This is a genomic window from Staphylococcus sp. 191 (assembly GCF_011174885.1).
Taxonomy (GTDB): domain Bacteria; phylum Bacillota; class Bacilli; order Staphylococcales; family Staphylococcaceae; genus Staphylococcus; species Staphylococcus coagulans.
This window is the reverse complement of record NZ_PNRJ01000001.1, coordinates 347,974-373,511: the sequence shown is the minus strand read 5'-3', so window position 1 is coordinate 373,511 and position 25,538 is coordinate 347,974. Positions and strand designations below refer to the sequence as shown.

29 protein-coding genes are annotated in these 25,538 nt (G+C 34.1%); 18 read left to right on the top strand and 11 right to left on the bottom strand.

Going from position 1 to position 25,538, the window contains the following annotated elements; all coding sequences use genetic code 11:
* The first annotated feature begins 62 nt into the window (after nucleotides 1–62).
* Nucleotides 63–569, top strand: a complete 507-nt coding sequence (locus tag C1H58_RS01840; RefSeq protein ID WP_165545125.1) for an SA0570 family protein — start codon at nucleotides 63–65, stop codon at nucleotides 567–569.
* A 237-nt stretch (nucleotides 570–806) separates the two neighbouring features.
* Nucleotides 807–1,523 carry a hypothetical protein gene (locus C1H58_RS01835; RefSeq protein ID WP_050331711.1) on the top strand — a complete coding sequence of 239 codons (717 nt, stop codon included), beginning with the start codon at nucleotides 807–809 and terminating at the stop codon, nucleotides 1,521–1,523.
* Between the two features lie 381 nt (nucleotides 1,524–1,904).
* On the opposite strand, the gene sarA is transcribed toward C1H58_RS01835, so the two are convergent.
* The 3 genes from sarA to C1H58_RS01820 all read right to left on the bottom strand — a co-directional run bounded on the left by sarA (nucleotide 1,905) and on the right by C1H58_RS01820 (nucleotide 4,930).
* The gene (gene sarA, locus C1H58_RS01830; protein WP_016424365.1) at nucleotides 1,905–2,276 is read right to left on the bottom strand and encodes a global transcriptional regulator SarA; all 372 of its coding nucleotides are present in this window, start codon (nucleotides 2,274–2,276) and stop codon (nucleotides 1,905–1,907) included.
* Nucleotides 2,277–2,643: 367 nt separating this feature from the next.
* Complete coding sequence (locus tag C1H58_RS01825; protein WP_165545124.1) at nucleotides 2,644–3,546, bottom strand: efflux RND transporter periplasmic adaptor subunit; 903 nt, start codon at nucleotides 3,544–3,546, stop codon at nucleotides 2,644–2,646.
* Between the two features lie 454 nt (nucleotides 3,547–4,000).
* Entirely contained in the window at nucleotides 4,001–4,930 is a 930-nt protein-coding gene (locus tag C1H58_RS01820) for a DMT family transporter (protein WP_165545123.1), read from the bottom strand.
* Nucleotides 4,931–5,212: 282 nt separating this feature from the next.
* Between C1H58_RS01820 and C1H58_RS01815 the strand changes: the two genes are divergently transcribed.
* Nucleotides 5,213–5,464, top strand: coding sequence for a hypothetical protein (locus tag C1H58_RS01815; RefSeq protein ID WP_103356360.1), 252 nt, complete (start codon nucleotides 5,213–5,215; stop codon nucleotides 5,462–5,464).
* Between the two features lie 69 nt (nucleotides 5,465–5,533).
* On the opposite strand, the gene C1H58_RS01810 is transcribed toward C1H58_RS01815, so the two are convergent.
* Together C1H58_RS01810 and sroA are read right to left on the bottom strand one after the other, a co-directional pair.
* A complete protein-coding gene (locus C1H58_RS01810; protein ID WP_016424369.1) occupies nucleotides 5,534–5,749 on the bottom strand; it encodes a DUF2922 domain-containing protein in 216 nt (71 codons plus the stop codon).
* Between the two features lie 16 nt (nucleotides 5,750–5,765).
* Nucleotides 5,766–5,969, bottom strand: coding sequence for a sigS mRNA-stabilizing protein SroA (sroA, locus tag C1H58_RS01805; RefSeq protein ID WP_165545122.1), 204 nt, complete (start codon nucleotides 5,967–5,969; stop codon nucleotides 5,766–5,768).
* Nucleotides 5,970–6,112: 143 nt separating this feature from the next.
* Between sroA and C1H58_RS01800 the strand changes: the two genes are divergently transcribed.
* The 8 genes from C1H58_RS01800 to C1H58_RS01765 are packed head-to-tail and all read left to right on the top strand — an operon-like array spanning nucleotide 6,113 to nucleotide 12,509.
* Entirely contained in the window at nucleotides 6,113–6,661 is a 549-nt protein-coding gene (locus C1H58_RS01800) for a tyrosine-type recombinase/integrase (protein WP_050331706.1), read from the top strand.
* A 24-nt stretch (nucleotides 6,662–6,685) separates the two neighbouring features.
* Nucleotides 6,686–9,067 (top strand): DUF4040 family protein, encoded by a 2,382-nt coding sequence (locus tag C1H58_RS01795; RefSeq protein WP_165545121.1) that lies wholly within the window; start codon nucleotides 6,686–6,688, stop codon nucleotides 9,065–9,067.
* Nucleotides 9,054–9,479 carry a Na+/H+ antiporter Mnh2 subunit B gene (gene mnhB2 / locus C1H58_RS01790; protein ID WP_050331704.1) on the top strand — a complete coding sequence of 142 codons (426 nt, stop codon included), beginning with the start codon at nucleotides 9,054–9,056 and terminating at the stop codon, nucleotides 9,477–9,479. Before C1H58_RS01795 ends, mnhB2 begins: the two co-directional genes overlap by 14 nt.
* Nucleotides 9,476–9,823, top strand: coding sequence for a Na+/H+ antiporter Mnh2 subunit C (gene mnhC2 / locus C1H58_RS01785; protein WP_016424374.1), 348 nt, complete (start codon nucleotides 9,476–9,478; stop codon nucleotides 9,821–9,823). Before mnhB2 ends, mnhC2 begins: the two co-directional genes overlap by 4 nt.
* Nucleotides 9,813–11,312: a Na+/H+ antiporter subunit D gene (locus C1H58_RS01780; protein ID WP_165545120.1), complete on the top strand. Its 1,500-nt coding sequence runs from the start codon at nucleotides 9,813–9,815 to the stop codon at nucleotides 11,310–11,312. The genes mnhC2 and C1H58_RS01780 overlap by 11 nt, the downstream gene beginning before the upstream one ends.
* Complete coding sequence (locus C1H58_RS01775) at nucleotides 11,313–11,795, top strand: Na+/H+ antiporter subunit E (RefSeq protein ID WP_165545119.1); 483 nt, start codon at nucleotides 11,313–11,315, stop codon at nucleotides 11,793–11,795.
* Nucleotides 11,792–12,085 (top strand): monovalent cation/H+ antiporter complex subunit F, encoded by a 294-nt coding sequence (locus tag C1H58_RS01770; RefSeq protein WP_165545118.1) that lies wholly within the window; start codon nucleotides 11,792–11,794, stop codon nucleotides 12,083–12,085. Before C1H58_RS01775 ends, C1H58_RS01770 begins: the two co-directional genes overlap by 4 nt.
* Complete coding sequence (locus C1H58_RS01765) at nucleotides 12,069–12,509, top strand: Na+/H+ antiporter subunit G (RefSeq protein ID WP_050331701.1); 441 nt, start codon at nucleotides 12,069–12,071, stop codon at nucleotides 12,507–12,509. Before C1H58_RS01770 ends, C1H58_RS01765 begins: the two co-directional genes overlap by 17 nt.
* A 218-nt stretch (nucleotides 12,510–12,727) precedes the next feature.
* On the opposite strand, the gene mntC is transcribed toward C1H58_RS01765, so the two are convergent.
* From mntC to C1H58_RS01750, 3 genes are read right to left on the bottom strand one after another with little or no spacing between them, the layout of a single operon-like run.
* Nucleotides 12,728–13,657 (bottom strand): manganese ABC transporter substrate-binding lipoprotein MntC, encoded by a 930-nt coding sequence (mntC, locus tag C1H58_RS01760; RefSeq protein WP_050346033.1) that lies wholly within the window; start codon nucleotides 13,655–13,657, stop codon nucleotides 12,728–12,730.
* Entirely contained in the window at nucleotides 13,654–14,493 is an 840-nt protein-coding gene (locus C1H58_RS01755; RefSeq protein WP_050331699.1) for a metal ABC transporter permease, read from the bottom strand. The genes mntC and C1H58_RS01755 overlap by 4 nt, the downstream gene beginning before the upstream one ends.
* A complete protein-coding gene (locus tag C1H58_RS01750; protein ID WP_050331698.1) occupies nucleotides 14,468–15,247 on the bottom strand; it encodes a metal ABC transporter ATP-binding protein in 780 nt (259 codons plus the stop codon). The genes C1H58_RS01755 and C1H58_RS01750 overlap by 26 nt, the downstream gene beginning before the upstream one ends.
* Before the next feature lie 119 nt (nucleotides 15,248–15,366).
* On the opposite strand from C1H58_RS01750, the gene C1H58_RS01745 reads away from it, so the two are divergent.
* A complete protein-coding gene (locus tag C1H58_RS01745; protein ID WP_165545117.1) occupies nucleotides 15,367–16,017 on the top strand; it encodes a metal-dependent transcriptional regulator in 651 nt (216 codons plus the stop codon).
* 215 nt (nucleotides 16,018–16,232) lie between these two features.
* On the opposite strand, the gene C1H58_RS01740 is transcribed toward C1H58_RS01745, so the two are convergent.
* A complete protein-coding gene (locus C1H58_RS01740; protein WP_050331696.1) occupies nucleotides 16,233–16,985 on the bottom strand; it encodes a M50 family metallopeptidase in 753 nt (250 codons plus the stop codon).
* 328 nt (nucleotides 16,986–17,313) lie between these two features.
* Between C1H58_RS01740 and tarA the strand changes: the two genes are divergently transcribed.
* Nucleotides 17,314–18,132, top strand: coding sequence for an N-acetylglucosaminyldiphosphoundecaprenol N-acetyl-beta-D-mannosaminyltransferase TarA (gene tarA / locus C1H58_RS01735; protein WP_425353679.1), 819 nt, complete (start codon nucleotides 17,314–17,316; stop codon nucleotides 18,130–18,132).
* 309 nt (nucleotides 18,133–18,441) lie between these two features.
* Here the strand turns inward: tarA and tagH are convergent, their stop codons facing one another.
* Nucleotides 18,442–19,236, bottom strand: coding sequence for a teichoic acids export ABC transporter ATP-binding subunit TagH (tagH, locus tag C1H58_RS01730; RefSeq protein WP_050346032.1), 795 nt, complete (start codon nucleotides 19,234–19,236; stop codon nucleotides 18,442–18,444).
* A 279-nt stretch (nucleotides 19,237–19,515) separates the two neighbouring features.
* Here tagH and C1H58_RS01725 point away from each other — a divergent pair, with 279 nt between their 5' ends.
* From C1H58_RS01725 to tagD, 3 genes are all read left to right on the top strand, one after another.
* Nucleotides 19,516–20,319, top strand: coding sequence for an ABC transporter permease (locus tag C1H58_RS01725; RefSeq protein WP_050331694.1), 804 nt, complete (start codon nucleotides 19,516–19,518; stop codon nucleotides 20,317–20,319).
* A gap of 79 nt (nucleotides 20,320–20,398) precedes the next feature.
* Nucleotides 20,399–21,490: a teichoic acid glycerol-phosphate primase TarB gene (gene tarB / locus C1H58_RS01720; RefSeq protein ID WP_165545115.1), complete on the top strand. Its 1,092-nt coding sequence runs from the start codon at nucleotides 20,399–20,401 to the stop codon at nucleotides 21,488–21,490.
* A 95-nt stretch (nucleotides 21,491–21,585) separates the two neighbouring features.
* Entirely contained in the window at nucleotides 21,586–21,984 is a 399-nt protein-coding gene (gene tagD / locus C1H58_RS01715; protein WP_050331692.1) for a glycerol-3-phosphate cytidylyltransferase, read from the top strand.
* 106 nt (nucleotides 21,985–22,090) lie between these two features.
* Here the strand turns inward: tagD and pbp4 are convergent, their stop codons facing one another.
* Nucleotides 22,091–23,368, bottom strand: a complete 1,278-nt coding sequence (gene pbp4 / locus C1H58_RS01710; protein WP_165545114.1) for a penicillin-binding protein PBP4 — start codon at nucleotides 23,366–23,368, stop codon at nucleotides 22,091–22,093.
* Between the two features lie 283 nt (nucleotides 23,369–23,651).
* Here pbp4 and C1H58_RS01705 point away from each other — a divergent pair, with 283 nt between their 5' ends.
* Entirely contained in the window at nucleotides 23,652–25,397 is a 1,746-nt protein-coding gene (locus C1H58_RS01705; RefSeq protein ID WP_165545113.1) for an ABC transporter ATP-binding protein, read from the top strand.
* A complete protein-coding gene (locus tag C1H58_RS12190) occupies nucleotides 25,390–25,533 on the top strand; it encodes a hypothetical protein (RefSeq protein ID WP_207623132.1) in 144 nt (47 codons plus the stop codon). The genes C1H58_RS01705 and C1H58_RS12190 overlap by 8 nt, the downstream gene beginning before the upstream one ends.
* Nucleotides 25,534–25,538 lie beyond the last annotated feature (5 nt).

The window sequence follows — 25,538 nt, the reverse complement described above, 5'->3', positions numbered from 1 at the left end:
TTTATGGTGATTACGGGTATGGATAACTAAAGATAACGGCATAAAAAAGGAGTGTGCGCTTTATGAAAAAGCTAGTCAGTGCAATACTTATCGCATGTGTGACATTGTTGACTACGTACACAGGAACAGCAAACGCAATGACAGGAAATGATTTGGAGTCAGTTAAAGCATTACAAAATGGTGATCAAACAATTGAAGGGGTAACAATTGGTCAAAGTTTGAAAGATGTTTTTCGTGAAAAAGGAAAAGGGATTCATACGCAACAAGCCTATGGACACAATCATTATTATGAGTATCATACTAAAAAAGGGCTTATGATTGTAACTACAAATGGACAAAGTGAGCAGTCTAAAGTGAAAAGAATTAGTATGAGTTATCAAGCACTCAACGGACCAAGTTATGAGGATGTAAAAAAAGAAGTTAGCCAAAAAGCGATTACACGTGCACATTATAATTCTGTGACAGGAAATAATGGTTACGTGGTAGATGGCAAAGTAGCTTATCAATTTGCATCTAAAAATCCAAAAGATCATCACTTAAAACTTTATCGCATTGATTTAGAAGCTTAAACGTAAGAGGCATCCTTTAAAGATATCTTTTGTGCATGACCTTGATAGGGCGGGGCAATGAAATCAAAATGATTTCTGCCACGCTCCTTTTTATTTTATAGACTTTGTAATCAATATTATTTTGCAAATATCAATCAAAAGATAGTAACTCAAATAAGACTTCATTAAATTGTTGGTGGCGTATGCGTTAGGTTTTTAATATAATATGATTATGTATTAAGTGAGACGGAGGATTATATGAGAGTCAATAATCGTACTTTGCTAGAGAATGTAGAAGATTATTTGAAGCATAAAGGTGTTTCTCCGCATTTGATTGATGATGTAAAAGAAAATTTAAGAAAAGATATTCAAAAATCAGAAGCGGAAGATAAAGATTACATTGAGTATCGCCATAAATCACCTGCTGAAATTATATTAATTATTCAAAAGAATTTGTTTACACTACAGTTTAATCCAGTGGTGTTTTTTATTATCAACTTTATCTTGATTTCATATCTATATGATAAACAGCTCGTCGCATTTGGTGCTGCAACAGGCTTATCATTAGTTTATATTTTAATTATTTTACCCATTTCAATTATTATTTATATACGCATCATGCATAAAAATTATTTATATCGCAACAAATTCGAAAGTTATATCGGTGTCGTTTTAGCACTCATTGCGTTTGTTTTAATTATGATGAATGCCTTCGATTTTAATTTAGGTATTCATGTCGTCACACAATATGCACATATGGCTGTAGCATTTATTGGGTTAATAATTATGAGTATAGGTCTGTATTTAAAACATCTTGAATACACTGGCATCGGTTTACTACTATTGCAAAAGACGATTGATGTTATAATTTCTGATGGACAAGCAGCACAATTAATTTCCATAGCGATATGGGTGATGATTCTTGTCCTGATTATTTTTTACACCATTGAATTATCTTCAAGAACGAAATCATAAGATTCACATATTTAACGCGTATTAAATGGAAAATATAAAATCATAAAAAAGTGATTAAAAAGAGTGAGTAAAACAATGAACGTGATGGTTCATTCGCTTTATTCACTTTTTTTATTAAAACGAGGGTTTTATGAAGTATCATTTAAAGGTTAAATGATCTTTAAGTAGAAGATATATAAGCACCGCACGCAATAAAGAGAGTTAGAAAATTGAGTGTAGCAGTGCGAGATGATAGGTATCCTAAAAACCACTCATCCTAAGTACAACCATATGAGAAATGGTCGATTTTGTGAGTGGTTTTTAATTTAATTAATCTCATTTGTGTTGAGACTTTCCCCATATTAAGATGAATGATTTATGAATAATCAGTGATGTAAATTCTTATTGCGGTCTAATATCAGTAGATTTGATCGTTTCATTCACACGTTCTAATAAAGCATTAATTTTTTCGCGTTGTTCATCATTAATCAAAATAAGTACTGTACGCTCGTCATTTTCATTACGACGCTTATCGAAATAACCTTCTTGAGATAAATTTTTAACAGCTTTAACAACTTGAGGTTGCTTGTAATTCAAGTTGTTAATAATATCTTTCAAGTAGTATTCTTCTTCAATACGATAGCTTAAATGTGTTAAAACAGCGAACTCTTCAAAACTAATTTTGAACTCCTTTTTAATCACACTTTTCAATCTATCAGCATAAGTAACCATGGATAATAATTCAAAACAATCTTTGACTCTTGTAACAGCCATTCTCATAACCTCCCATTTGTATAACCCTTAAAAAATTAACTCAAATCATAATACGCATATATGCTATAAATATCAATGAATTAATCCAGTGCTCACTTTATATTATAGCAAACAAAGTCTATCTTACACCATAATAATATGCGATTATAATTTATATTTAATTTATTTCGCGTGCAATTATTTATTACAGCATATCTAATTGGTGTAAAATTGTAAAATAAGAAAGATATCTGTAGAACAATTTTAAACGAAATGATGCTTATTCATTCTCTACAATATAACTTCTTATATAATGCTCTTTTACCCACTATTCCCTTTAAATAACTAAAAATTGCAATAAAATGTAAAAAAATGATAAATATCATGTTTAACTTGGTTCTAAAATATTTGCATTTGGATTTCTAACAACTTTTTCTCCAATAAAAACCCCTTTATCAATTAAAAGTTGCTCATTTATTCTATCATAATTTATTATTCGTTTAATGAATTTTCCATTCTTATTTATAACAACAGAATTACGGTCAAAAAGAGTGTCTTGGGGTAAGACGATACGTGGTTGTTCGATTTGTAAAGTGAAGTGTGTACCAATAGGAAAGCTTTCGGCTACTTTAACATTGAATGAATAAGTGGAAAAACTTGAAGGATTGTCAGAAGTGGTAGGTACTGGAGATATAGAAGTCACCGTGCCTTTGTAAGTTTTGGTATCAAAGACTTTCTTGACAGATACAGGCTGATTAACTTTGATTTTCGCATACAAATTTTCTGGAACTTTAAATGAAAGATGCTGTTTTTTGGAATAAATCTCAAGTATTTTTTCGTTCTGGAAACTTGGGAAATGTTTGTGCAAGTGCACGATTCCTTCAAAGGGAGATTTGATTGTTGTGTCTTGTTGCTCTTGGAGTTGGGCAATCTGAGCACGATAGTTTAAGGTGTTGGAAGGGTTTCGATTTTGTTGAATAAGATGGGAAAGAAAGTTGATTTGGTGGGATTTAGAAGCGTTGTGGTAAGTGAGAAGTGAATCATTTATTTTTACAGATTGTCCATCGACAACCTCAATCTTTTTAATTTCTCCTAGTGCTGTTTGATTTACAATTACTTTTTGATAGTCCGATTGCACAATGCCATTTAACACTAAAGGCTGGGAAGCACTGGCACGTACCATTTTTAAATCATAGTTTTCTGATTGGTTATTAAAAAATAAAAAGAATGTCATAAAAGAAAAGGGCAGCAAAATAAATAATAAGACAATAAATATTAATTTTTTTGACATCCGGGCACCTCATATCAAATAGATATTTATATTATACTGAGTTATAAATGGGATGCAAGTTAAAAAATATATAATATCAATTTTTTTATTTATATATGAATGAATATCGTAAACTTAAATGTTTTGATGATGACGGACTATAATTGTGCAAAATATAGAAGAGATGATGACTAAAAAAGAAAATCATTAAAAAGGTGTATAGAAAAATGAACAGGAACATTTAAATTAATTCATGTGCATTGAATGATTTTATCGTAATATAAAAGAGTTGAAAGAAGAAAAGAAAGTGATGGCGTATGCAGCTACACAATTTAAAAACCTTTGATGTTTCATTTGATAGACAACAAAAGCGTCTAAAGATAGGGGCATATTGAGTGAATGAGGAAGGTATGCAGATTGCACTTAAATATGATTTAAGCACAATCCGAGTTCTTCCAACCTTTAAAATATGTTATTAGCGCACTTGAATGAGTACAATCGCTATAATAATTACAACAAAGCCAATAAGGCGTTGGGAAGATAAACGACGCGGTGGAACACCTAATAATCCAAAGTGATCAATAATCATACCCATAATAATTTGACCTAACATGACAGTGATTAAAGTAAATGTCACGCCGATATGTGGGGTTAAAATAATGTTCGTAGTAACAAAAATGACGCCAAGCGCACCTCCGATAAAATGCCACCATTTCAAAGGACCATTTGATGCATGAAGTGTACTGATAGAAATTTTACGATGAACAATCAGCGTTAATAAGATCAGCGCTAGTGATCCTACTGTAAAAGAAATGAGTGATGCGAAATAAGGAGAGTGCACACTTTGGCCTAAATGACTGTTGATTGCAGTTTGGATTGGAGGAGCGAATCCAAATAAAATACCTACGATAATCCATAAAGGCGTTTGATGCGTCGTACGTACAACTTTTGAGCGCTTTTGAATATTCATTAAAATAATGCCAATGAGTAATAAAATAATACCAAAAGTCTTCAAAATGGATAACGGCTTGATGTCTACGTTAAACCAACCGAACGAGTCTATCACGACACTCATTAATATTTGACCAGCAATTGTAGTGACAACGGTGAGCGAAGCCCCAATTTTGGGGAGTAACAATAAATTGCCTGTTAAAAAGATAACCCCCATTAATCCGCCTACATACCAATAATAGTCAATTTGATAATGACGAAAGGAAGCAATCGAAAAAACATGTGGATTCATGATTAAATTAACAATGATGAGCCAAAGTGTTCCAGTCGAAAATGAAATAGCTGAAGCATAAAACGAGGAGTGCGTATAAAGACTCAATTTTGAATTGATAGAAGTTTGAATTGGCACGACACTACCTGCGATAAGCCCTAAAATAAGTAAAAGTGAAAGCATATCATGTCCATCCTTATTGTTTAATTAAGATAGTGTTATTATAGCAAAATATAATAAGATAGCATTTAAAGGGAATTATCGAATTTTAATTTCAAAAAGTTTAATATTTTAGATAAAAGAAAGTTACGATATATTTACAAACGTAAGTTATTTTGATTAAGATAGGGAGGAGTCATGAAAATTGTTGTTGAACTTAATTGTATTAATCACATGGAAGGTTATTTAAGTTTAATGCATGACTAAGGCATTTATTTGAAGAATTGTATGATGTAAGAGAAAGTTGTGATAAATTTGTACGAACATGAGATCGTACGTGTCATTGATGAACAAATGTTTTTTATCAATGTAAAACCGTCAACCCAACTTCAAGAGGGACAATATGTTGAAGTTTTAAACCCTTTTAAGTCTTACAAAACGTTAGCAAGGGTTGAAGAAGTATTTGAGAAATATGCGATATGTTATAAGTTGGGGAAATATAAGATATTCTACGGTGATGAAGTGAGAATTCGACCTCATTATCAAAAGAATGACTAGAAAAGAGCCTGTCACGTTTATTTGTGACAGGCTCTCGTTATTTATATGGTATGCGCAGGGTCTTTTTTATTAGAAAAGGACTGTAACGGACTTATCAATCAATTGTGCACCTACTGCTTTTTGAATGTCGCCCCCTTTACTATCTAGTATGTTCAATTGCACAATCTTATTTGCTTGTGTTTCTACGAGTTCTTTTGTGATAGAAGTGTCTAATTTTGGAAGAGAGAGTTTGATATTCTTTTGTGATGCGTCGGAAAAAGTAATTTCTAAAGTTTTTGTATTCATTTTTGTATGCTCCTTTTTATTGAATGTATTCAGATGTTAGGACTTCAATGGCGTCATATTGTTCACCAGTAAGTGCTTGAATTGCATTGCTAAAGGCTTTGAGTTCTTCTCGGGTTGCAGTTGGTTTAAGTTGCGTAAAGCGTCTTGACGTTTTAGTTATTTTTCCTTCCGGTGTGACTGATGTTTGCGTCAGAATAAGTGTGATTTGATGGATGTTCATATTTCTGACCTCCTTTCACTTTATATATCGAATATGACAGCGAAAAAGCACACCCTAAAAATAAAATAATTTATGAAAATTCTTTCATGTTACTTAAATATAGTTTATCATGGAATAAGAAACATTATGAGAGGTGGAATTGCGTGAACTGTGTAGATCCTATCCGTGACAAACAAGATATTCATAGAATGTATGAATTTTTAAAGGCACATTCAATGCGTGATTATTTATTTTTCAAATTTGCTATCCATACGGGTATTAAGTTAACAGAGTTACTTAATTTTAAGGTGTCTCAATTCCTTTCTGATCAAGGCGTCAGTATGACACGTTGGTATGAAACGGACTCAAATATTCGTGTTGTTATTCCAGAACAACTACGTAAAGAGCTAAAACAATACATTCAGGCAGAAGCAATTTCTGGAGATGACTTATTGTTTCGCTCGAAGCGGACAAAAAAAGGGCTTAGTCGACAGCAAGCTTATCGTATTGTTAACAATGCGGCACATCAATTAGGAATTGAACATATAGGCTTAACGACACTTAGAAAAACTTTTGCATATCATGCGTATAAATCCGGAATTTCAGTTTCAATCATTCAAAAATATCTTGGACATCAAACGGCTTATGAAACAATGAAGTTTATAGGTATTTCTAAAAAGGAAATTAACACGACCATCGCTTTAAATTTATAAAAATAGAGAAAGGGAGGCGTGAAGATGTTAAGTGGATTGCTTATATTTTTAATAGCAATAATGATTATACTTGTCGTAATGATGAAGTGGAATACAAAGCGTTTACCCGGCTTTGTCGCATTATTTGCACCCCTTGTTGCATCAATAATCTTTTTGATAAACATTCCTAAGGTATTAGACAACCAACTGATCATTGAAAAGATTCAGTGGTTACCTGCTTTAGATATTAACCTCGTACTCCGCTTGGATGGATTGAGTATGTTTTTTGCCTTACTTATTTCCATCATTGGTGTCGCTGTATTCTTTTATGCAACACAATACTTATCCTATGAACATGATCATTTACCCCGATTTTTCACATATTTAGTTTTATTTATGTTTAGTATGTTAGGAATTGTACTTTCTGATAACACGATCTTGTTATACGTTTTTTGGGAGTTAACAAGTGTGTCATCGTTCCTACTAATTAGTTATTGGTACGATAAAAGTGAGAGTCAAAACGGTGCAATCACTTCATTTATGATTACGGTTTTAGGTGGCTTAGCCATGTTAGTCGCGTTTGTCATGTTATATCACGTGGCAGGAACGTTCTCAATTAGTGAATTAATACATCAAAGACATACGATTGCACAACATCCTTTATTTATCCCCATTGTATTGTTATTGTTACTCGGTGCTTTTACTAAGTCAGCACAGTGGCCTTTTCATTTCTGGTTACCAAAGGCGATGGCTGCGCCTACACCCGTGAGTGCCTATCTACACTCAGCGACAATGGTAAAGGCAGGTATATTTTTACTTTTAAGATTTACACCCATTTTAGGTTTGAGTGATACTTATACTTATCTTGTGACGGCTATTGGGCTCATCACTATGATATACGGCTCGTTTACTGCGATTAGACAATTTGACTTAAAAGGGATACTTGCTTATTCAACAATTAGTCAATTAGGTATGATCATGACGATGGTTGGATTAGGTGGCGGTATTGCCAAAGCGACGCAGAGTGGGATGATTGAAATCTATACTTACTTATTATGCGCAGCGCTTTTTCATCTTTTCAATCATGCATTATTTAAAGGAACATTATTTATGGGCGTGGGTTTAATCGACCATGAAACAGGTACACGTGATATCCGACAATTAGGTGGTTTAAAACGTTACTTGCCGATTACCATGGTTGTCATGTCAATGGCTGCACTTTCTATGGCAGGCGTCCCGTTATTAAACGGCTTTATAAGTAAAGAAATGTTTTTTGAAGGGTTAATTCGATCGAATTATCTGTCTGCTTTCAACCAATCTATGATGATTGCAATTGCGCTTGTAGGTTTTATTGCTAGTATCTTTACCTTTATTTATTCAATCAATATGATAAAAACGACATTTTTTGGCTCATTTCAGTTGAACAAAGCGATACATGAACCACGTTTATTCATTACACCCGCGATGATAATGGCGCTCTTATTACCGATTGTATTTATTGTTCCACAGTGGGTAGGGACTTATCTTATTCAACCTGCATTTTTAAGTTCAGTCCGTTCAACATCTTTTGCGTCCACAGTTCCCCACTTATCAGCATGGCATGGGTTTAATATACCTTTACTTATGAGTTTAACGATTATCGTTGTGGGGATTATTGTGGTACTATTCGTAGATTTACAACGCTATCTGTCTTTAAAAGAAAATCAAATGTCAGTATCACGTATGTGTAATGATTCATACCGGTCAATGGAATTTTATTGTGGATACGGACTACGTAGTTTGATGAATAATCGTTTGAATTCTTACATTATTATTACGTTGATTATTTATTTTGTAATTCATCTCTATGGTTTGATAAGTACAGGGGTTCCAGAACTTTCACGTATCGAAGTCACTGAGTACCATATCTTTCATATACTCCTTTTAGTAACGGTAGTTCTCATTGGATTTGCGCTCATATTTATTAGACAACGTTTAACGATGGTTATTCTTACAGGGGGCATTGGTTATGTTGTTGCGTTGTTCTTTATTTTAATGCGTGCACCAGATTTAGCGCTAACACAACTTGTTACTGAAACGATTACGACAGTATTATTTATCGTAAGCTTTTCAAGATTACCGAATATTCCACGCGGTAAGTTCAATATGAAAAAAGAAACCGTTAAAATCTTAGTTTCTTTACTTACTGCAATTACAGTAATCGGTATTGTTTTTATTATTCAACAAGCGAGCGCAATAGAAACGATTTCTGTTTTTTATCATGATGCTTATGAAAAATCAGGTGGTAAAAATATCGTTAATGCCATTTTAGGTGATTTCAGGGCATTAGATACACTGGCAGAAGGTTTAGTTTTAATTATTGCAGGACTCGGTATTTATACATTACTTAACTATAAAGATCGGAGAGGTCAAGATGAAAGAGAATGATTTAGTACTCAAAACCGTTACAAGAGTGGTTGTATTTATCATCTTAACATTTGGCTTTTATCTCTTCTTTGCAGGACATAATAATCCTGGAGGCGGATTTATTGCCGGCCTAGTGTTAAGTTCAGCGTTTATCTTAATGTTTTTAGCATTTGATGTAAAAAAGGTACTAGAAGCTTTACCTATTGATTTTAGAAAGCTCATGATTGTTGGTGCGCTTTTATCACTCGCAACTGCAATTGTGCCTGTGTTTTTCGGTAAGAACATCCTTTATCAAGAGGATTGGAATGTGACTTTCCCTTATTTTGGTGAAGTACATCTGTCGACAATTACATTATTTGAAGCGGGAATCGCCCTAGTTGTTGTCGGCGTGGTCGTAACGACAATACTTTCCCTGAGTGGAGGGAGATCATGAATATTATTTTATTGATTGTAATCGGATTTTTAGTTTTTATTGCTACTTATATGGTGCTATCTAAAAATTTAATTCGTATCGTTATTGGTATCGCAATTTACACGCATGCAGGCAACCTTATTATTATGAGTATGGGTGAATATACCGCACAAAAAACCGAGCCATTGATTGTGAGTGGTCATCAAAACTTTGTTGATCCATTGTTACAAGCGATCGTTTTAACTGCGATTGTAATTGGATTTGCAATCACTGCATTTTTGCTTGTCTTAGTTTACCGTACTTTTAAAGTGACTAAAGAAGATGAAATCGATGTATTAACAGGAGGTGAAGAGGATGAACGATAATATTTTAGCCGTACCCATACTCCTACCACTTCTGGGTGCACTTCTTTTAGTCATTTTGAACAAGCAAGTGCGGTTATCACGCTTTATTGCTCTTTTTGTATTATTGATATCATTCGTCGTCTCGCTCGTGATGTTGATCGACGTGTACAACCATAAGCCGATTGTTTTGAATTTTGGTAATTGGGAAGCACCGTTTGGTATTCAATATGTCGGCGACGCGTTGAGTTTAATACTCGTTACCACAACATTTTTAGTCGTGTTTATGATTGTCGCTTTTGGTTTTGGACGTGGTGAAAAGCGTGCAAGTCGGTATTATTTATTATCCTTTGTCTTATTTTTAACAACCGGTGTCGTGGGATCCTTTTTGACTGCAGATTTGTTTAACTTATATGTCATGTTCGAAATTATGCTACTTGCTTCATTTGTGTTAGTGACATTAGGACAATCTGTAGAGCAATTGCGCGCGAGTATTATATATGTCGTCCTCAATGTGATAGGCTCATGGTTTTTCTTAATAGGGATTGGCCTTCTGTATCGTCAAATCGGTACCTTAAATTACACGCATATCGCGATAAGAATTCATGAAATGGATGATCCGACAGCGATTCACTTAGTGGCGATGTCATTTATTGTTGCTTTCGGATCAAAAGCAGCACTTGTTTTATTTATGTGGCTTCCAAAGGCATATGCCGTACTCAATACAGAACTTGCAGCCCTTTTTGCCTCATTAATGACAAAAGTTGGCGCATATGCTTTGATTCGGTTCTTTACTTTAATTTTCAATAAAAGTGGTGAAATTGTCGAACCACTTTTAATTGTTATGGCGGGTCTTACAATGGTAATTGGAGCCATTGGAACGATTGCGTATCGAGATATTAAAAAGATTGCCGCTTACCAAGTTGTATTATCTATCGGATATATCATTTTTGGTTTAGGTACGCATACATTTAATGGAATCAATGGCGCAATTTTTTATTTAGTGAACGATATCGTTGTAAAAGCGTTACTGTTTTTCATTATAGGCATTATGGTTTACACAACGGGTTACCGCCAATATCGTTTCTTAACAGGATTAGCCCAAAAAGGACCGTGGCTTGGTGTGGCTTTTATTGTTGTGACATTAGCCATTGGAGGAGTGCCGCCATTCAGTGGATTTCCTGGGAAATTACTTATTTTTCTCGGTGCAGTTGAGCATCAGCATTATGTAGGCTTAGTATTGATGATTATCACAAGTTTGATAGGGATGTATAGTTTGTTCCGAGTCTTCTTTTATATGTATGCAGGAAATCGTGATAAAGGTGCAGAAATTCAATTTAAGCCTATCAAGTCAAATAGAAAGGCTATCGTTTTATTTATGACTGCAGTTACATTAGCGATAGGTCTTTGCGCACCAGTGATCTACCAAGTCACAGCACAAGCAACGGATTTATCCATGAATGTACAAAAATTTGAAAAAATGGTTAATCCTGGACTGCGAGGTGGCAGTTAAATGAGACAAATTGCTTTGAATATGATGATAGCTATCTTATGGGTGTTATTCCAAGATGAAGATGCTTTTCGTTTTCCAACATTTGTGATTGGCTATTTAATAGGTATTATTATTATTTATTTACTTCATAAATTTTTTAATCAAGAATTTTATCCTAAAAAGATTTGGGTATCGATTAAATTTTTATTTACGTATCTCTATCAACTATTGACTGCAACATTCTCAATAATCAATTATGTGTTATTTAAAGCGAATAAAATGGATCCTGGTTTAGTAACTTATGAAACGCAGCTCGATACGGATTGGGAAATTACGTTTCTAACAATTTTAGTGATTATAACACCAGGATCGACTGTTATTCGTGTGAATCGTGATCCTAACATCTTTTTAATTCACGCTATTGATACGACTGAAAAAGAAAAGAAAAATTTATTGAAAAGTATTAAAAAATACGAAGAACTCATTGTGGAGGTGACGAAATGATAACTGAATTAACACAATTCTTCTTGTCGGGTGCATTAGTTATCTTTGCTGTGTCATTAGTTGTCGTATTGTTTCGTTTGATTGAAGGACCTACAACAGCAGACCGTGTCGTCGCATTTGACGCAATGAGTGCCATTTTAATGTCAACAGTAGGGGTTTTGAGTCTCTTATTCGAAACATTTTCATTTTTAGATTCTGTACTGTTGATTGCCATTATTTCCTTTTTAAGTTCTGTTACGATTTCTCGCTTTATTGAAGGGGGGAATGTATTTCATGGCGATGACAAATGAAATCATCCAATTGTTAGCAGCTCTCCTTGTATTTGCAGGAAGTATTATTGCGCTTGTAAGTGCAATTGGTTTAGTTCGATTTAAAGATGTCTTTTTAAGAATTCATGCAGCGACAAAAGCTTCTACGGCAGCAGTTTTATTGACACTGGTGGGTGTATTTATTTATTTTATCTTTGCGCAAGGTTATGTCAGTGTCCGTACGATTTTAGCATTGGTCTTTATTAATATTACTTCACCCGTTGGCGGTCATTTAATCTCGCGTGCCGCTTATCGAACAGGTGCTTATATGTATCAAAAACATGAAAATCATGAAAATACAGACCTTAATAAAGAAGATGTAGATGAAGAGACGAAGCGTCGAATTCGAATAGAAAAAAGAGCGAAACGACGCAAAAGAATATACTCTCGCTTAGATAAAGACTAATTTTAAAAAATGAGATTGAATCATATTTATAATTTCTAAATAAGTTTTTAATAGTGCCCATAGCTCACTTACTTCTTAATACGAATTTTAGGATTTTGAGAAGTTTATCAAGCGAACTTCATTATTTAAAATAATAAAAAAGCGTGAACCAATGGTAATGTATTGGTCACGCTTTTTATTATATGATGAATATTTCTATTGATATATCAATGGGAGTTTTATTTCATGCTTTTATGGATTGTTTCGATATTAGATTTCATCATTTTATAGTATGAATCTCCGTTGCTACCTTTTTTACCAATAGAGTCTGTATAAACTGTGCCGTAAATTTTCGCACCTGTTTCTTCGCCTAAGCTCTTCATGCTCTTGTCACTTACACTTGTTTCAAGAAGAAGGTTTTTGATGTGATTTTGTTTAACGAAGTCAATTGCTTGTTTCATTTGCTCTGGTGTACCTTGGTTTTCAGTGTTGATTTCCCAAATATAACCTGGCGTTACATCATATTGTTTTGCGAAGTATTTGAATGCACCTTCACTTGTAATCATAACGCGTTTTTCTTTTGGAATATCACTAAATTCGTCTTTACTTTTATTGTTTAGTTTTTCTAATTTGTCTAAGTAAGATTTACCATTTTTTTCAAAAGTAGATTTATGTGATGAATCTGCTTTTTCTAATGCATCTTTGATGTTTTTAACGTATTGGATCCCATTATCTAAACTTAACCATGCGTGAGGGTCAATGTTGTGTTCTGATTTTTCACCTTTTTTCAAGTAGATAGGATCAACATGTTTAGAAGCTTGAACAACTGAAGAATCGTCTAATGATTTGTTAGCTTGTTTTAATGCTTTTTCAAACCAACCATTCCCACTTTCTAAGTTGAAACCATTATAAATAATAATATCTGCGTCAGTTAATGCTTTAACGTCTTTAGGCTTAATTTCATATTCATGAGGGTCTTGACCAACAGGAACGATGCTGTGAATTTCTGCTTCATCGCCTGTAATATTTTTTGCCATATCATATAAGATTGAGTTTGTTGTTACAATCTTAAGTTTGTGATCTTTATGTCCTTGATCAGAAGAGTTACATGCTGTTAAAAGAAAAACAATCGATAAAATCGATAAAAGTGTAAGAATTCGTTTACTCATGATTTTTGATACGCTCCTTTATGTGAGATGTTGTTAAATTTAGTCAGTGCAAAAACAAGTGCATACAATATTGCAGCGATGAGGACGATAACCGCACCACTTGGTAAATTCAATATAAAGCTAACATAGATGCCGATTGTAGAGCTGATGACGCTAAACAAACTAGAAACGAGCATCATTGTAGATAATCTTTTTGTTATGAGATAAGCCGTTGAAGCAGGCGTAATGAGCAGGGCAACAACAAGGATGACACCTACAGTTTGAACACTTGCGACGATAACGAGCGCTAAAAGTAACATAACAAAATAATGCATAAATGTAGTATTGAGTCCACTCATTCGACTGAACACTGGATCAAATGTAGACATTTTTAAAGGTCGAAAAAGAATGATAATCAAACTCAATACAATGATACTAACAACCAATGCAGTATAAAATGCGGACTGAGTAATGGCTAAAATATTACCAAAAAGAATGTGATATAAGTCTGTTGCTGAATGAATTAAGCTGATTAAAATAATACCTAAAGCGAGAAAGGCGGTAAATGTAATACCGATTGCTGCATCCTTTTTAGTTTTTGATTTGTCCGAAATATAACCAATAATTGTACTACTGAGCATACCTGTAATCAATGCGCCGATAAACATAGGAATATTGAAAAGAAATGATAAAGCAACACCAGGTAAGACGGCATGACTCATTGCGTCCCCCATAAGTGAAAGCCCTCTAAGAACAATCAGACATCCGACAACACCACATACAATGCCGACTAAGATGGCTGTAATCATAGCCCGTGACAAAAATTGATATTCAAAGAGATGTTGAATGAATGACATCTTGTGATGACTCCTTTCCATGGGGATTTTGGTCTTGTAATTTTGTTGAATGGTGACGACTTAAAAAGACAGACTCTATGTTTTCTGTTTTTAAGGCTTCGGAACTTTCACCTAAAAATGCGACAGATTGGTTTAAGAGTAAAATACGATCAAAATATTCAGAAGCTGTTGTGAGGTCATGATGTACAATTAAAATGAGTTTACCTTGCTGTTTTAATGCTTTAAGTTTGTTGTAAATGATGTGTTCACTTTTGAAGTCGATACCTACAAATGGCTCATCAAGCAAATAAACCACGCTATCTGACATTAGGGCGCGAGCGATGAACACACGCTGGAGTTGTCCGCCACTAAGCGCATGCAATTGTCGTTTGCGTAAATCAAAAAGCTCTAACTCTTTTAATAACGTGTCTCTTTTATCGCGAATGGATTTTGGTACACGTTTAAACCATCCGATTTCTTGATAGCAGCCAGATAAAACTAAATCCTGTACATTGATTGGGAAGTCAAGATCAAGTACAGATTTTTGTGGTATATATGTAATATCTGTTAAATGTTGTTGTGTCGGTTTTTGGTTAAGTAAAATCGTGCCTTCAGCAGGTAATTCGCCAATAATAGATTTGATTAAAGAGGACTTACCACTCCCATTAGGGCCCATAATTCCAATCATTTCACCATTCAATGGTAAATCTAATGTGATGTTTTTCAAAACATGTTTTTGACCTAAAAATAGGTTTAGGTTTTTTATGGATAACATATTAACACCACCTTTCTTCTGTTTTAGGTTACCCTAATAAAGTATATTATAAATAGAAAATTGTCAATATCAATAGAATTCATGATACAATAAATTGTATATGTAAAAGAGGTGAGCATATGTTAACTGAGGAAAAAGAAGACTATCTTAAAGCAATTTTAAGTCATGATGGCGTTCATAGTTATGTGTCAAATAAAACGTTATCAGGATTTTTGAATATTAAACCTCCATCTGTGAGCGAAATGGTAGGACGCTTGGAAAAAGAGGGCTATGTCATAACGAAACCTTATAAAGGCGTAAAGTTATCAGAACTAGGACTGACTTATACATTAGATGTAATTAAGCGACATCGTTTAATAGAATTATTTTTAATAAAGATTTTAAATTATACGTGGGAAGAAGTTCATAGTGAAGCAGAGGTGCTCGAGCACCGTGTATCTGAACTATTTGTAGAACGTTTGGACGAACTATTAAATTATCCGGAAACATGTCCGCACGGTGGTGTGATTCCACGAAACAATCAATATGAAGAAATTTATAAAACCCCGTTATTGCAGTTTGATGCAGGGGATACAGTGACGATTCGACGTGTCCGTGATCGATCGGAATTACTCGTATTTTTATCGAGCAAAGCATTGTCTATCGGTGATACCGTTACAATAGTAGAAAAAGATGAAATCAATCAATTATTAGGATTGCAAAATAAAGACGAAAAAGTCACATTAAGCTATCATAACGCAGATGTAATCTTCGTTGAAAAAGTACAATAAAAATAGTGATTAATCATTTTAATATAACTTAACAAGAGGCTGGGACATTAATCCCAAAATAAATAGCGCTGAGATGATCGTTTCAGCGCTTCTTTTTATGATAAAACTTCGCATTCAATTAAGCCAAATTGAGTTAAAACTTCAGCCCCTAAGCAAGCGCGTCTATGGGGTCATGATTATCAAAAACTATGTCCTAAATCCTTTATCATGCTTAGCTAAGAAAAGATATGAAAGCTATATGTCCATGTATAATAAAGTGTTAGAAGATTGACTGCAATCCAAAACATTGAAAATAAAAATGTCGGAAGATGTGTCAACGCTTTTAGTGCAGTTCCATCCCATTGGGCTTGTGAACGTGAAAACGTGAGTTGCAAAATCGTTACCGTTGATAATATGACTTCTCCTAATAAAGTTCCTAAAATAAAATGATAAACGAACATATATATGAAGGAATAATTTGTTAAGTTTTCAGATTGAATTCCAAAATAGCCGATAAGTGTTAAGAATAAGATAATCAAAATCGGAACTAATTTTCGAGAGGTCTTCCATGTGAAATAAATAAAAATTAAAATGTATAGCATCAATAATAACGCACCTTGGCCTTTACTTTGAAGATAAAGACCTAAACATAACATCATCGGAGGTGTTAAATATCCACCTAGCGTTGTAAAGATTTGTCCTGTTCGGTTATGACTTTGTGTAACAGCGTATCCTTGTTGCCCTGTCGCATTACGCTCACGTCTGGTTGCGACAACTACAAAATCAATCACGTGACCACCAGATAATTTGTTAAATAAGATATGCCCCCATTCATGAGTCAAAACGGGGATATAATTCATCGCAATATCTAGTATAGAAAATAAAGGGCGATGATGATAATAGCGACTGATTAAGTAAATTGCAGTTAGGGTGCAAAGTAATACACCTGAAATCGGAATCGGTGAAGTCAACCAAGAATATCCGTGCATATATGTCCATCCTTTCAGAGCCAATATAATGATTATAACGGCTGAATGAAAAAGGGACTATGGACTAAAGTCTTAAAGTTGAAGGTTTAACTATACGAATACACCATTCAATTGAGGGTAAGTATTCATTTTCAAATAGCCGATGAAATGAGGACGTTGCGCTCTTTTTAAAATAGGAGAAAAGCAGCCTCATACTTTAGCATGAAAAGATATCTTTTAGCTTGATTTTGGTGTAAAATGTGTTAAAGTAACATAAACATATTGTAAACTAAAAGTAAAAACAAACTGAAATGATAGAGAGAATGAAGGTGAAACTATGGCAAAAGTAATGCCTAGTGGAGAGCATGAAGGGGCTTTTACACACGCTGATATTTCGACAATACCACAAACATATTTGCTAAAAGATAAGAAGGCACAAGTTCAAGTCATGGGCGTCATGTTCGATAATGTCACTTTATTAGATATGCATCAAAACATTTTAAAATATATGCATAGTGAAACGAAACATAATTTGTTTATCGTAACGGCCAACCCAGAAATTGTACATTATGCATCTGAAAATCCAAAATATCATAAGATCATTGCACATGCAGATTATACAGTGCCTGATGGGACAGGTATTGTTAAAGCGGCGCGCATTTTAGGTCAACCTTTACAGGAACGTGTGCCAGGCATCGAAGTCATGGAGACGTGTTTAAATATCGCTGATTTAGAGGGCAAAAAGGTCTTCTTACTTGGCGCTACTTCGCCTGTCGTTGAAAAAGCAGCAAGACGTATCCAACAGCAATTCCCAAATATTGAAATTCAAACCCACCATGGCTTTATTGACATCACAGATCAAGAAGTTATCGAGCAAGTGCGTCAGTTTAATCCGGATTTTGTTTTTGTTGGCATGGGATATCCCAAACAAGAACAATGGATACAGCACAACCGACATCATTTTGACCATACATTAATGATGGGGATTGGCGGTGCTATTGATGTTTTTAGTGGGGATGTCAAAAGAGCACCTTATGTATGGCGCGCGCTTAATTTAGAATGGGCGTATCGTTGTTTGACAGATATGAAACGTATCCGTAGATTAGAGAGAATTCCTAAATTCGTTGTAGGAGTTTATAAACAGAAGTATTTCAATCAATCAAAATAATTTAAAGGTAGGGCGATGAATTGACGCGCTACCTTTAATTATTTAAAAATGGGGCAAGTAGTACGACGGTAAATCGAATGTATCGGCTACCATTATAAAGCTGTAGCACGGCAAAAAGAGCGTTATCATCATAATAATAACGTAATATCAATCATAAAAAGCGCGAGCGATTCAGGCCGTAATTGAAGAGACGACTGGAATTACTCGCGCTTTATTTTGAAAAATTGATTGAAATACTAAGATTTATTGAATGAAAGGTATTATTTTTGGGTATTGTGCAAATATGCAATTATGTGATTGATGATTCGTTTATTTCACAACAAAACGTTTTTCATCTAAGCTGTTTCTAAAAGCTTTTTGATCAGCAATGGACTTTTTCTTAAAGTCTTTAAGGAAAGCTTCATACTGAGGAAGTACATCATCAACTGAACCAAATTCTTTAAGTTGGCCTGCTTCAATCCAAGCAATTTTAGTACAAAATTCTTTCACTTGGCGCAAGTTATGACTTACAAAGAAAATCGTTTTTTCTGCTTCTTTAAATTCATAGATTTTTTTCAAGCTTTTTTGAGTAAACGTTTGGTCACCCACAGAAAGGGCTTCGTCAATGACGAGTATTTCAGGGTTAATTGTTACACTGATTGAAAAGCCGAGTTTTGAGCGCATCCCACTTGAATATTTTTTCACGGGTTGGTATATAAACTCACCAAGCTCACTAAACTCTACAATTTCAGGTGTTAATGCTTTAATTTGATGTTTATCGAATCCCATGCATAGCATTTTAAATTCGATATTTTCCATGCCGGTTAAGTTACCATTTAGGCCTGCGTTAATTGCGATGACACTTACATCACCTTTTTTATCAATATGACCGTTAGTCGGCGTGAGCGAGCCACCGATCATATTGCTGAGTGTTGATTTACCTGAGCCATTAATACCGACGAGACCGATTACATCACCAGCATAAGCCTGAAACGAAATGTCTTTTAAAGCATAAAATGTTTTATTTTTATGTTTTGGCCATAGAGCATCTTTGATACGCTCTTTATTATTACGATAAATACGATATTCTTTTGTCACTTGATTAATATTGACAGTTGGATTCATCTGAGAACATTCCTTACATTAATTGATAATATTTATGAGAATTTCGTTTTTTGCTTTCATCATTTGTTGTCTATAGATTATAATATATTACTAAGTGGTTGTGAAATTTGTGAAGCTATTGTAAAGTATTAGGGATACAATGTATCCATTTTACTCAAATAGTTGAACAATTTCAATTAAAGAATAGGTGATGAGACACTCTAGGTCAATATATTCATTATATAGCGACCTTGTTTTGGCATTGAGTGAATTATCCAATATGTGAAAGCGTGGTAAATTATGAATTCAGTTAGAATCGTATTAAAGGAGCATTTAAAAAGTTTCTACCTCATTCAACGGTTAGCACAATTCCAACTTAAAATTTCAAATCATAATAATTATCTTGGATTAGCTTGGGAGATTATTAATCCGGTAATACAAATTTTGGTTTATTGGTTTGTCTTTGGATTTGGAATTCGTAGCAACCACCCAATAGAAGGGATACCGTTCATATATTGGCTATTAGTCGGTATTAGTATGTGGTTCTTCATTAACCAAGGTATTTTAGAAGGCACAAAATCGATTACGATGAAATACGGGCAGGTTGCGAAGATGAACTTTCCACTATCGATTATTCCAACTTATATCGTCACAAGTAAACTTTATGGTCACTTGGCGCTTGTATTCGCTATTATAATATTGTGTATTTTATCAGGTATTACGCCAACAATTTATATCATTCAGTTATTTTTATATATTCCGTTTGCATATTTCTTCACGATATCTGTAACATTATTAACGTCAACGTTAGGTGTGCTTGTTAGAGATACACAAATGGCAATGCAAGCATTATTAAGGGTTCTTTTCTATGCATCGCCTATATTATGGCACCCTGCAACAGGGTCATTAGCAGAGAAGATTTTAAAGTTTAATCCAATCTTTTTTATAGCAGAGAGCTACCGTGCTGCGATACTGTATCATCAATGGTATTTCATAGAGCATTGGCATCTTGCGTTATATAATGTATTGGTTACAGTTGTAATATTTATCGTTGGTTCGATGTTACATATGCGCTACAGAGATCACTTTGCAGATTTTATGTAATGAGAACAAGCCTTCAATACAGTGGTTTGTGTTGAGGGCTTTTTGTTCATTCGACAACATTTTAAGGCGGTGAAGAACAATGATGCGATATTATATTAAAATGTTTTATATTTATATTATTAAATTTTTAAGTCGTTTATACAGTCATTTACGTGTGGATGCTAACCATATTGTTTTTTTAATGACTTTTAAAGAAGATGAATTACCCATTATCTATCAATTAAGTGAAAATGGTTTTCGCGTTACTGTTTTTGCGAAAAAAAAGGATTTCAGTTTTTTAGAGAATCGACAAAATATTACTTATCACCCACTTAAATTTTCTTCCATTTTGAAACAGTTGTCAGCGCTAGCAACCGCTAAGATTATCTTTATTGATACGTATTATTTATTAATGGCAGGATTAAATAAAAAGAGTGGACAGACAGTTATTCAAACTTGGCATGCGGTAGGTGCGCTTAAAAAGTTTGGTTTAGAAGATCGCTCAGTAGATTTAAACAATCACAAATTAGTCGAACAGTATCGTGCTGTTTATCAAGCGACAGATAAATATCTCGTAGGTGGCCAACAAATGTCACACTGTTTTGAAAAAGCTTTTGAAGCGGAATACGAGCAGTTGATTGGTTTTGGGAGTCCGCGTTTGACCACATATCGACAATTAGATATAGAAGCACATAAGCAAAAGTTAAAACAGGAACTCGGCATCGAAAATAAAGTTGCTGTCTATTTACCAACTTATAGAGAGCAAGGTCAAAACAATCGTACTATCGATAAAGTGACTTTTGAAACGACAGTACCGGGATATACTTTATTAAGTAAGTATCATCCCACGGTTCCCGCTGCAGTGAACAATACGAAAGTATGTACACTTGATCTGATCGTTATGGCAGATTTAATTATTACAGATTATAGCTCACTTGCTATAGAAGCGAGTATCATCGATACGCCTGCACTCTTTTATGTCTATGATGAGGCTGAATATGATGAGGTCAGAGGGCTCAATGAATATTATCAAGCCATTCCACAAGATTACAAAGTTTATAATGAGCATGACTTATATGCACGTATTAGAAAAGGAAACTTAAAACCACTATTTGAAAAGTGGCACCAATTTAATACAAGAGAGAGTCTCAATCAGGTGGTCAATTATGTAGAAAAACTCGTGAGGATTTAAAATCTATATTCATATATTTTAGGAATTAAGAATTGTTTATGCTATAATTTTAACAAAATGTAAATATATTAATAGATTATTAAGGAGATGTAAAGATGAAACGTGTCATTACATATGGAACATACGATCTTTTACACTATGGACATATTGAATTACTACGACGTGCCCGTGAAATGGGAGATTATTTAGTTGTTGCGCTCTCAAGTGATGAATTCAATCGAATCAAAAATAAAAAGTCATATTACAATTTTGAACAACGTAAAATGATGTTAGAATCGATTCGTTATGTAGATCTTGTGATTCCTGAAAATGATTGGGGTCAAAAAGAAACTGACGTAGAAAAATATGAAATTGATACTTTCGTAATGGGTCATGACTGGGAAGGCGAATTTGATTTCTTAAAAGACAAATGTGAAGTGATTTATTTAAAACGTACAGAAGGCATTTCTACAACTCAAATTAAGAAAGAGTTGTATGGTAAAGATGCAAAATAGTCATAAATTAAAAAAGGCTTAGAAATTTTGAAGTTACCAAAATTTCTAAGCTTTTTTGATTGTCGCATAGGTTGCTTGAGACTCCGTGTAAAACAACGAGTTTATTTTATTTACGACGGAATCGGCTCATAAGACTGTAAAATACGATAGATAGAAAGACGACAATAACACCGAAAGCGAGGATTGTCATCCATGGATGTGTTTGCCAACTTGAAATGACGACAGATTTAGATTCATAAATAAATGGATTTTCTACCTCTACTTTAGGGGGTCCATCATGTTTTGTGATGAATTTACGATCATAATCAAGATGTACTTGGTTGTCATCAATTATAAAATGATAAGGTTTTTTTAGCTTTTTAGGAACGACGTCATATAAATCTTTTGTGACGTAATATGTTTTACCATCGATTTTATGCTTTCCTTTAGAGAGGACTTTTTTATAGTCATATAATGCAAAACTATAATTAATCGCACTCGCGCTCATCATATTCCGTTGTTTTTCGCCACCGAGATGTTTGTAATCGCCAGCCCCCATAATGATGTGAAATATACGAAATTTCCCACGTTTTGTTGTTAAGGAATTATTATAATCTGCAATATCACTGGAACCTGTTTTTAACCCATCCGTGCCTTCTAAGCTCATATTGCCACCTTCTAGTAAATCATTAAAAGTATAATAGGTTACGCCGTGTTGAGTAGGCGCAATTTGCTTAGTGAAATGTAAAATTTTAGGTGTATCTTGAACGGTATGTTGCGCTAAAATGGCGTAATCATGGGCTGTTGAAGTAGAGGAAGACTCATTTTGGTATCTTTTAGGAACAAATTCTAATAATAGTCGATTTTCTGCACCAGTTGGATTCACGTAATGCGTGTGATTCATACCTAAAGATTTTGCAGTCTGGTTCATTTTATCTACAAAATCAGATGTATTGTCAGAAACTTGATTAGCTAAAATAAGTGCAGCCGCATTACTTGAAGCAGAAACAGTAATTTGAAGTAACTCTGCTATTGTATAAGTCTCACCCGGATAAAGCTTTGTATTACTTAATTCCGGTAGTGTTGACATTCTATAATGCTCAGGTGTGATTTTAACTGTGTCATTTAATGATAATTTTTTCTCTTTTACCGCTTGAAGTGTTAAATACATTGTCATAAGTTTTGTCATTGAGGCTGGATACCATTCTTTTTGACTATTATAGTCGTATAAAATTTGGCCAGTTTGACTGATATTGATGACACCTTCAGGTTGGAACGGCAAAGTCACCGGATAACCACTTTGTTGTGCAAGTTCAACAGGTGAAGGTGTATATGCACGCGCGAAAGGTGTTATAATTGTGGTAGCGAAGAATACAACCACGATAGATAGTATTAATTTTTTCATTTGCATACAGACTCCTCAATCTAAAACTATAAATAGATAAACAACAAACGTCATTTTATCATAAAGCTTGTTGTTAATAAATCGGTACTTTGGCTGATTTTTTGCAAAGGTGCCCCTGTTTTAGTTACGAGTCATAGACATTGTGGTTTAACAAAAAATACCGATTTTAATCATGGTAGGTAAAAATGACTAAAATTTAATGAGGTAGACTGCTCGCACAAAGAAGGAAGACTCACGGATTACTTATTGCGAAGAAAATTACGAATAAATGAGGTATGTCACTATGAGAAAAGATAACCCACTCCTATATTTATTGAAAAAGATTTCATGGCCGGTGGGTCTCATTATTATCGCTGTGATTATCGCTTCATTAGGAAGCCTTAGCGGCCTACTCGTTCCACTCTTTACTGGGAAGATGGTAGATAAGTTCACAGTTGCATCAATTAATCCTATTTTCATTGTTATATTGCTCGTCGTGTTTATCTTAAACGCATTATTAAGTGGTATCGGATATTATTTGTTGAATAAAATTGGTGAAAAAATCATTTACGCTATCCGTTCAGTGTTGTGGCAGCATATTATTCATTTAAAAATGCCATTTTTTGACAAAAATGAAAGTGGCCAATTGATGAGTCGTTTAACTGATGATACGAAAGTGATTAATGATTTTATTTCGCAAAAATTGCCTAACTTTTTCCCATCCATTATTACGTTGATTGGTTCTTTAATTTTATTGTTTGTTTTAGATTGGCAAATGACGTTATTAACATTTATAACAATACCTATATTTGTATTGATTATGATACCACTCGGTAAGATTATGCAAAAAATCTCAACGAATACGCAAACCGAGATTGCCAATTTTAGTGGGTTATTGGGACGTGTTTTAACTGAAATGCGCTTAGTGAAAGTAGCAAACACAGAAAAGCGAGAATTAAATCTTGCACATGATAATTTACTTAAAATTTACGGATTAGGATTGAAACAAGCCAAGATAGCAGCAATTGTTCAACCTGTTTCGGGCATTATAATGTTATTAACAATTGGGATTATTTTAGGTTTTGGTGGCTTGCGTATTGCTTCTGGTGCCATTTCTGCTGGGACACTTGTAGCCATGATATTTTATGTATTAAATTTATCAGTGCCACTTATCAATTTATCCACACTTATCACGGATTATAAAAAAGCAGTAGGGGCAAGTAGTCGAATTTATGAAATACTACAAGAGCCAATGGAAGTCATTGATGATCCGAGTGAGACACATCTAATTGAATCAGGAGATTTATCATTTGAACACGTTGATTTTAGCTACGATGTTGCGCCTGTTTTAAAAGACGTCTCATTTAATGTCGTTCGAGGTGAAGTGACAGCGTTCGTTGGACCATCAGGTTCAGGGAAAAGTACAATCTTTAGTTTGATTGAGCGTATGTATGATGTTAACGGTGGCGATATTACATATCATAATCGATCTATTTACGATCTTTCCCTAACGGATTGGAGAAGAAAAATAGGTTACGTTATGCAAAGTAATGCGATGATGAATGGAACGATTAAAGACAATATTTTATATGGTATTGATCGCGAAGTTTCTGATGAAGAGCTTATCCATTATGCACGACTTGCACATTGTCATGACTTTATTATGGAATTTGAGCAAGGATACGATACTATTGTGGGTGAACGTGGTTTGAAATTATCAGGAGGTCAACGTCAACGTATTGACATTGCACGTAGTTTTGTAAAAAATCCAGATATTTTATTACTGGATGAAGCAACGGCGAATTTAGACAGTGAAAGTGAGCGTAAGATTCAGGAAGCATTAGATGTATTAATGGAAAATCGCACTACGATTGTCATTGCACACCGTCTATCTACAATTAAAAAAGCAGGACAAATCATCTTTTTAGATCAAGGACGTGTTACAGGTAAAGGCCGACATGAAGTACTAATGCAGACCCATAAAAAATATCAACAATTTGTAGAAACACAAAATTTAACTGATTATAAAACAACAAAGCGTGATGCGTAATTTTGTGGAGGGTTTTATCCATCAAGCGTTTTTATGGCATGCCCTTGTTGCAATTGACGTGCTTCGTGGCGAGATGTTGTTGGGTGGTATGTTGTTTCGTTTCAACGTTTCACCTCATCAATTGTTAGATCAATAAAGGAG

What these genes read in the sequence shown, in the direction of transcription:
- C1H58_RS01840 (WP_165545125.1), top strand. Translation starts at nt 63, where the DNA reads ATGAAAAAGCTAGTCAGTGCAATACTTATCGCATGTGTGACATTGTTG.
- C1H58_RS01835 (WP_050331711.1), top strand. Translation starts at nt 807, where the DNA reads ATGAGAGTCAATAATCGTACTTTGCTAGAGAATGTAGAAGATTATTTG.
- sarA (WP_016424365.1), bottom strand. Translation starts at nt 2,276, where the DNA reads ATGGCTGTTACAAGAGTCAAAGATTGTTTTGAATTATTATCCATGGTT.
- C1H58_RS01825 (WP_165545124.1), bottom strand. Translation starts at nt 3,546, where the DNA reads ATGTCAAAAAAATTAATATTTATTGTCTTATTATTTATTTTGCTGCCC.
- C1H58_RS01820 (WP_165545123.1), bottom strand. Translation starts at nt 4,930, where the DNA reads ATGCTTTCACTTTTACTTATTTTAGGGCTTATCGCAGGTAGTGTCGTG.
- C1H58_RS01810 (WP_016424369.1), bottom strand. Translation starts at nt 5,749, where the DNA reads ATGAATACAAAAACTTTAGAAATTACTTTTTCCGACGCATCACAAAAG.
- sroA (WP_165545122.1), bottom strand. Translation starts at nt 5,969, where the DNA reads ATGAACATCCATCAAATCACACTTATTCTGACGCAAACATCAGTCACA.
- C1H58_RS01795 (WP_165545121.1), top strand. Translation starts at nt 6,686, where the DNA reads ATGTTAAGTGGATTGCTTATATTTTTAATAGCAATAATGATTATACTT.
- mnhB2 (WP_050331704.1), top strand. Translation starts at nt 9,054, where the DNA reads ATGAAAGAGAATGATTTAGTACTCAAAACCGTTACAAGAGTGGTTGTA.
- mnhC2 (WP_016424374.1), top strand. Translation starts at nt 9,476, where the DNA reads ATGAATATTATTTTATTGATTGTAATCGGATTTTTAGTTTTTATTGCT.
- C1H58_RS01780 (WP_165545120.1), top strand. Translation starts at nt 9,813, where the DNA reads ATGAACGATAATATTTTAGCCGTACCCATACTCCTACCACTTCTGGGT.
- C1H58_RS01775 (WP_165545119.1), top strand. Translation starts at nt 11,313, where the DNA reads ATGAGACAAATTGCTTTGAATATGATGATAGCTATCTTATGGGTGTTA.
- C1H58_RS01770 (WP_165545118.1), top strand. Translation starts at nt 11,792, where the DNA reads ATGATAACTGAATTAACACAATTCTTCTTGTCGGGTGCATTAGTTATC.
- C1H58_RS01765 (WP_050331701.1), top strand. Translation starts at nt 12,069, where the DNA reads ATGGCGATGACAAATGAAATCATCCAATTGTTAGCAGCTCTCCTTGTA.
- mntC (WP_050346033.1), bottom strand. Translation starts at nt 13,657, where the DNA reads ATGAGTAAACGAATTCTTACACTTTTATCGATTTTATCGATTGTTTTT.
- C1H58_RS01755 (WP_050331699.1), bottom strand. Translation starts at nt 14,493, where the DNA reads ATGTCATTCATTCAACATCTCTTTGAATATCAATTTTTGTCACGGGCT.
- C1H58_RS01750 (WP_050331698.1), bottom strand. Translation starts at nt 15,247, where the DNA reads ATGTTATCCATAAAAAACCTAAACCTATTTTTAGGTCAAAAACATGTT.
- C1H58_RS01745 (WP_165545117.1), top strand. Translation starts at nt 15,367, where the DNA reads ATGTTAACTGAGGAAAAAGAAGACTATCTTAAAGCAATTTTAAGTCAT.
- C1H58_RS01740 (WP_050331696.1), bottom strand. Translation starts at nt 16,985, where the DNA reads ATGCACGGATATTCTTGGTTGACTTCACCGATTCCGATTTCAGGTGTA.
- tarA (WP_425353679.1), top strand. Translation starts at nt 17,314, where the DNA reads ATGCCTAGTGGAGAGCATGAAGGGGCTTTTACACACGCTGATATTTCG.
- tagH (WP_050346032.1), bottom strand. Translation starts at nt 19,236, where the DNA reads ATGAATCCAACTGTCAATATTAATCAAGTGACAAAAGAATATCGTATT.
- C1H58_RS01725 (WP_050331694.1), top strand. Translation starts at nt 19,516, where the DNA reads ATGAATTCAGTTAGAATCGTATTAAAGGAGCATTTAAAAAGTTTCTAC.
- tarB (WP_165545115.1), top strand. Translation starts at nt 20,399, where the DNA reads ATGATGCGATATTATATTAAAATGTTTTATATTTATATTATTAAATTT.
- tagD (WP_050331692.1), top strand. Translation starts at nt 21,586, where the DNA reads ATGAAACGTGTCATTACATATGGAACATACGATCTTTTACACTATGGA.
- pbp4 (WP_165545114.1), bottom strand. Translation starts at nt 23,368, where the DNA reads ATGAAAAAATTAATACTATCTATCGTGGTTGTATTCTTCGCTACCACA.
- C1H58_RS01705 (WP_165545113.1), top strand. Translation starts at nt 23,652, where the DNA reads ATGAGAAAAGATAACCCACTCCTATATTTATTGAAAAAGATTTCATGG.
- C1H58_RS12190 (WP_207623132.1), top strand. Translation starts at nt 25,390, where the DNA reads ATGCGTAATTTTGTGGAGGGTTTTATCCATCAAGCGTTTTTATGGCAT.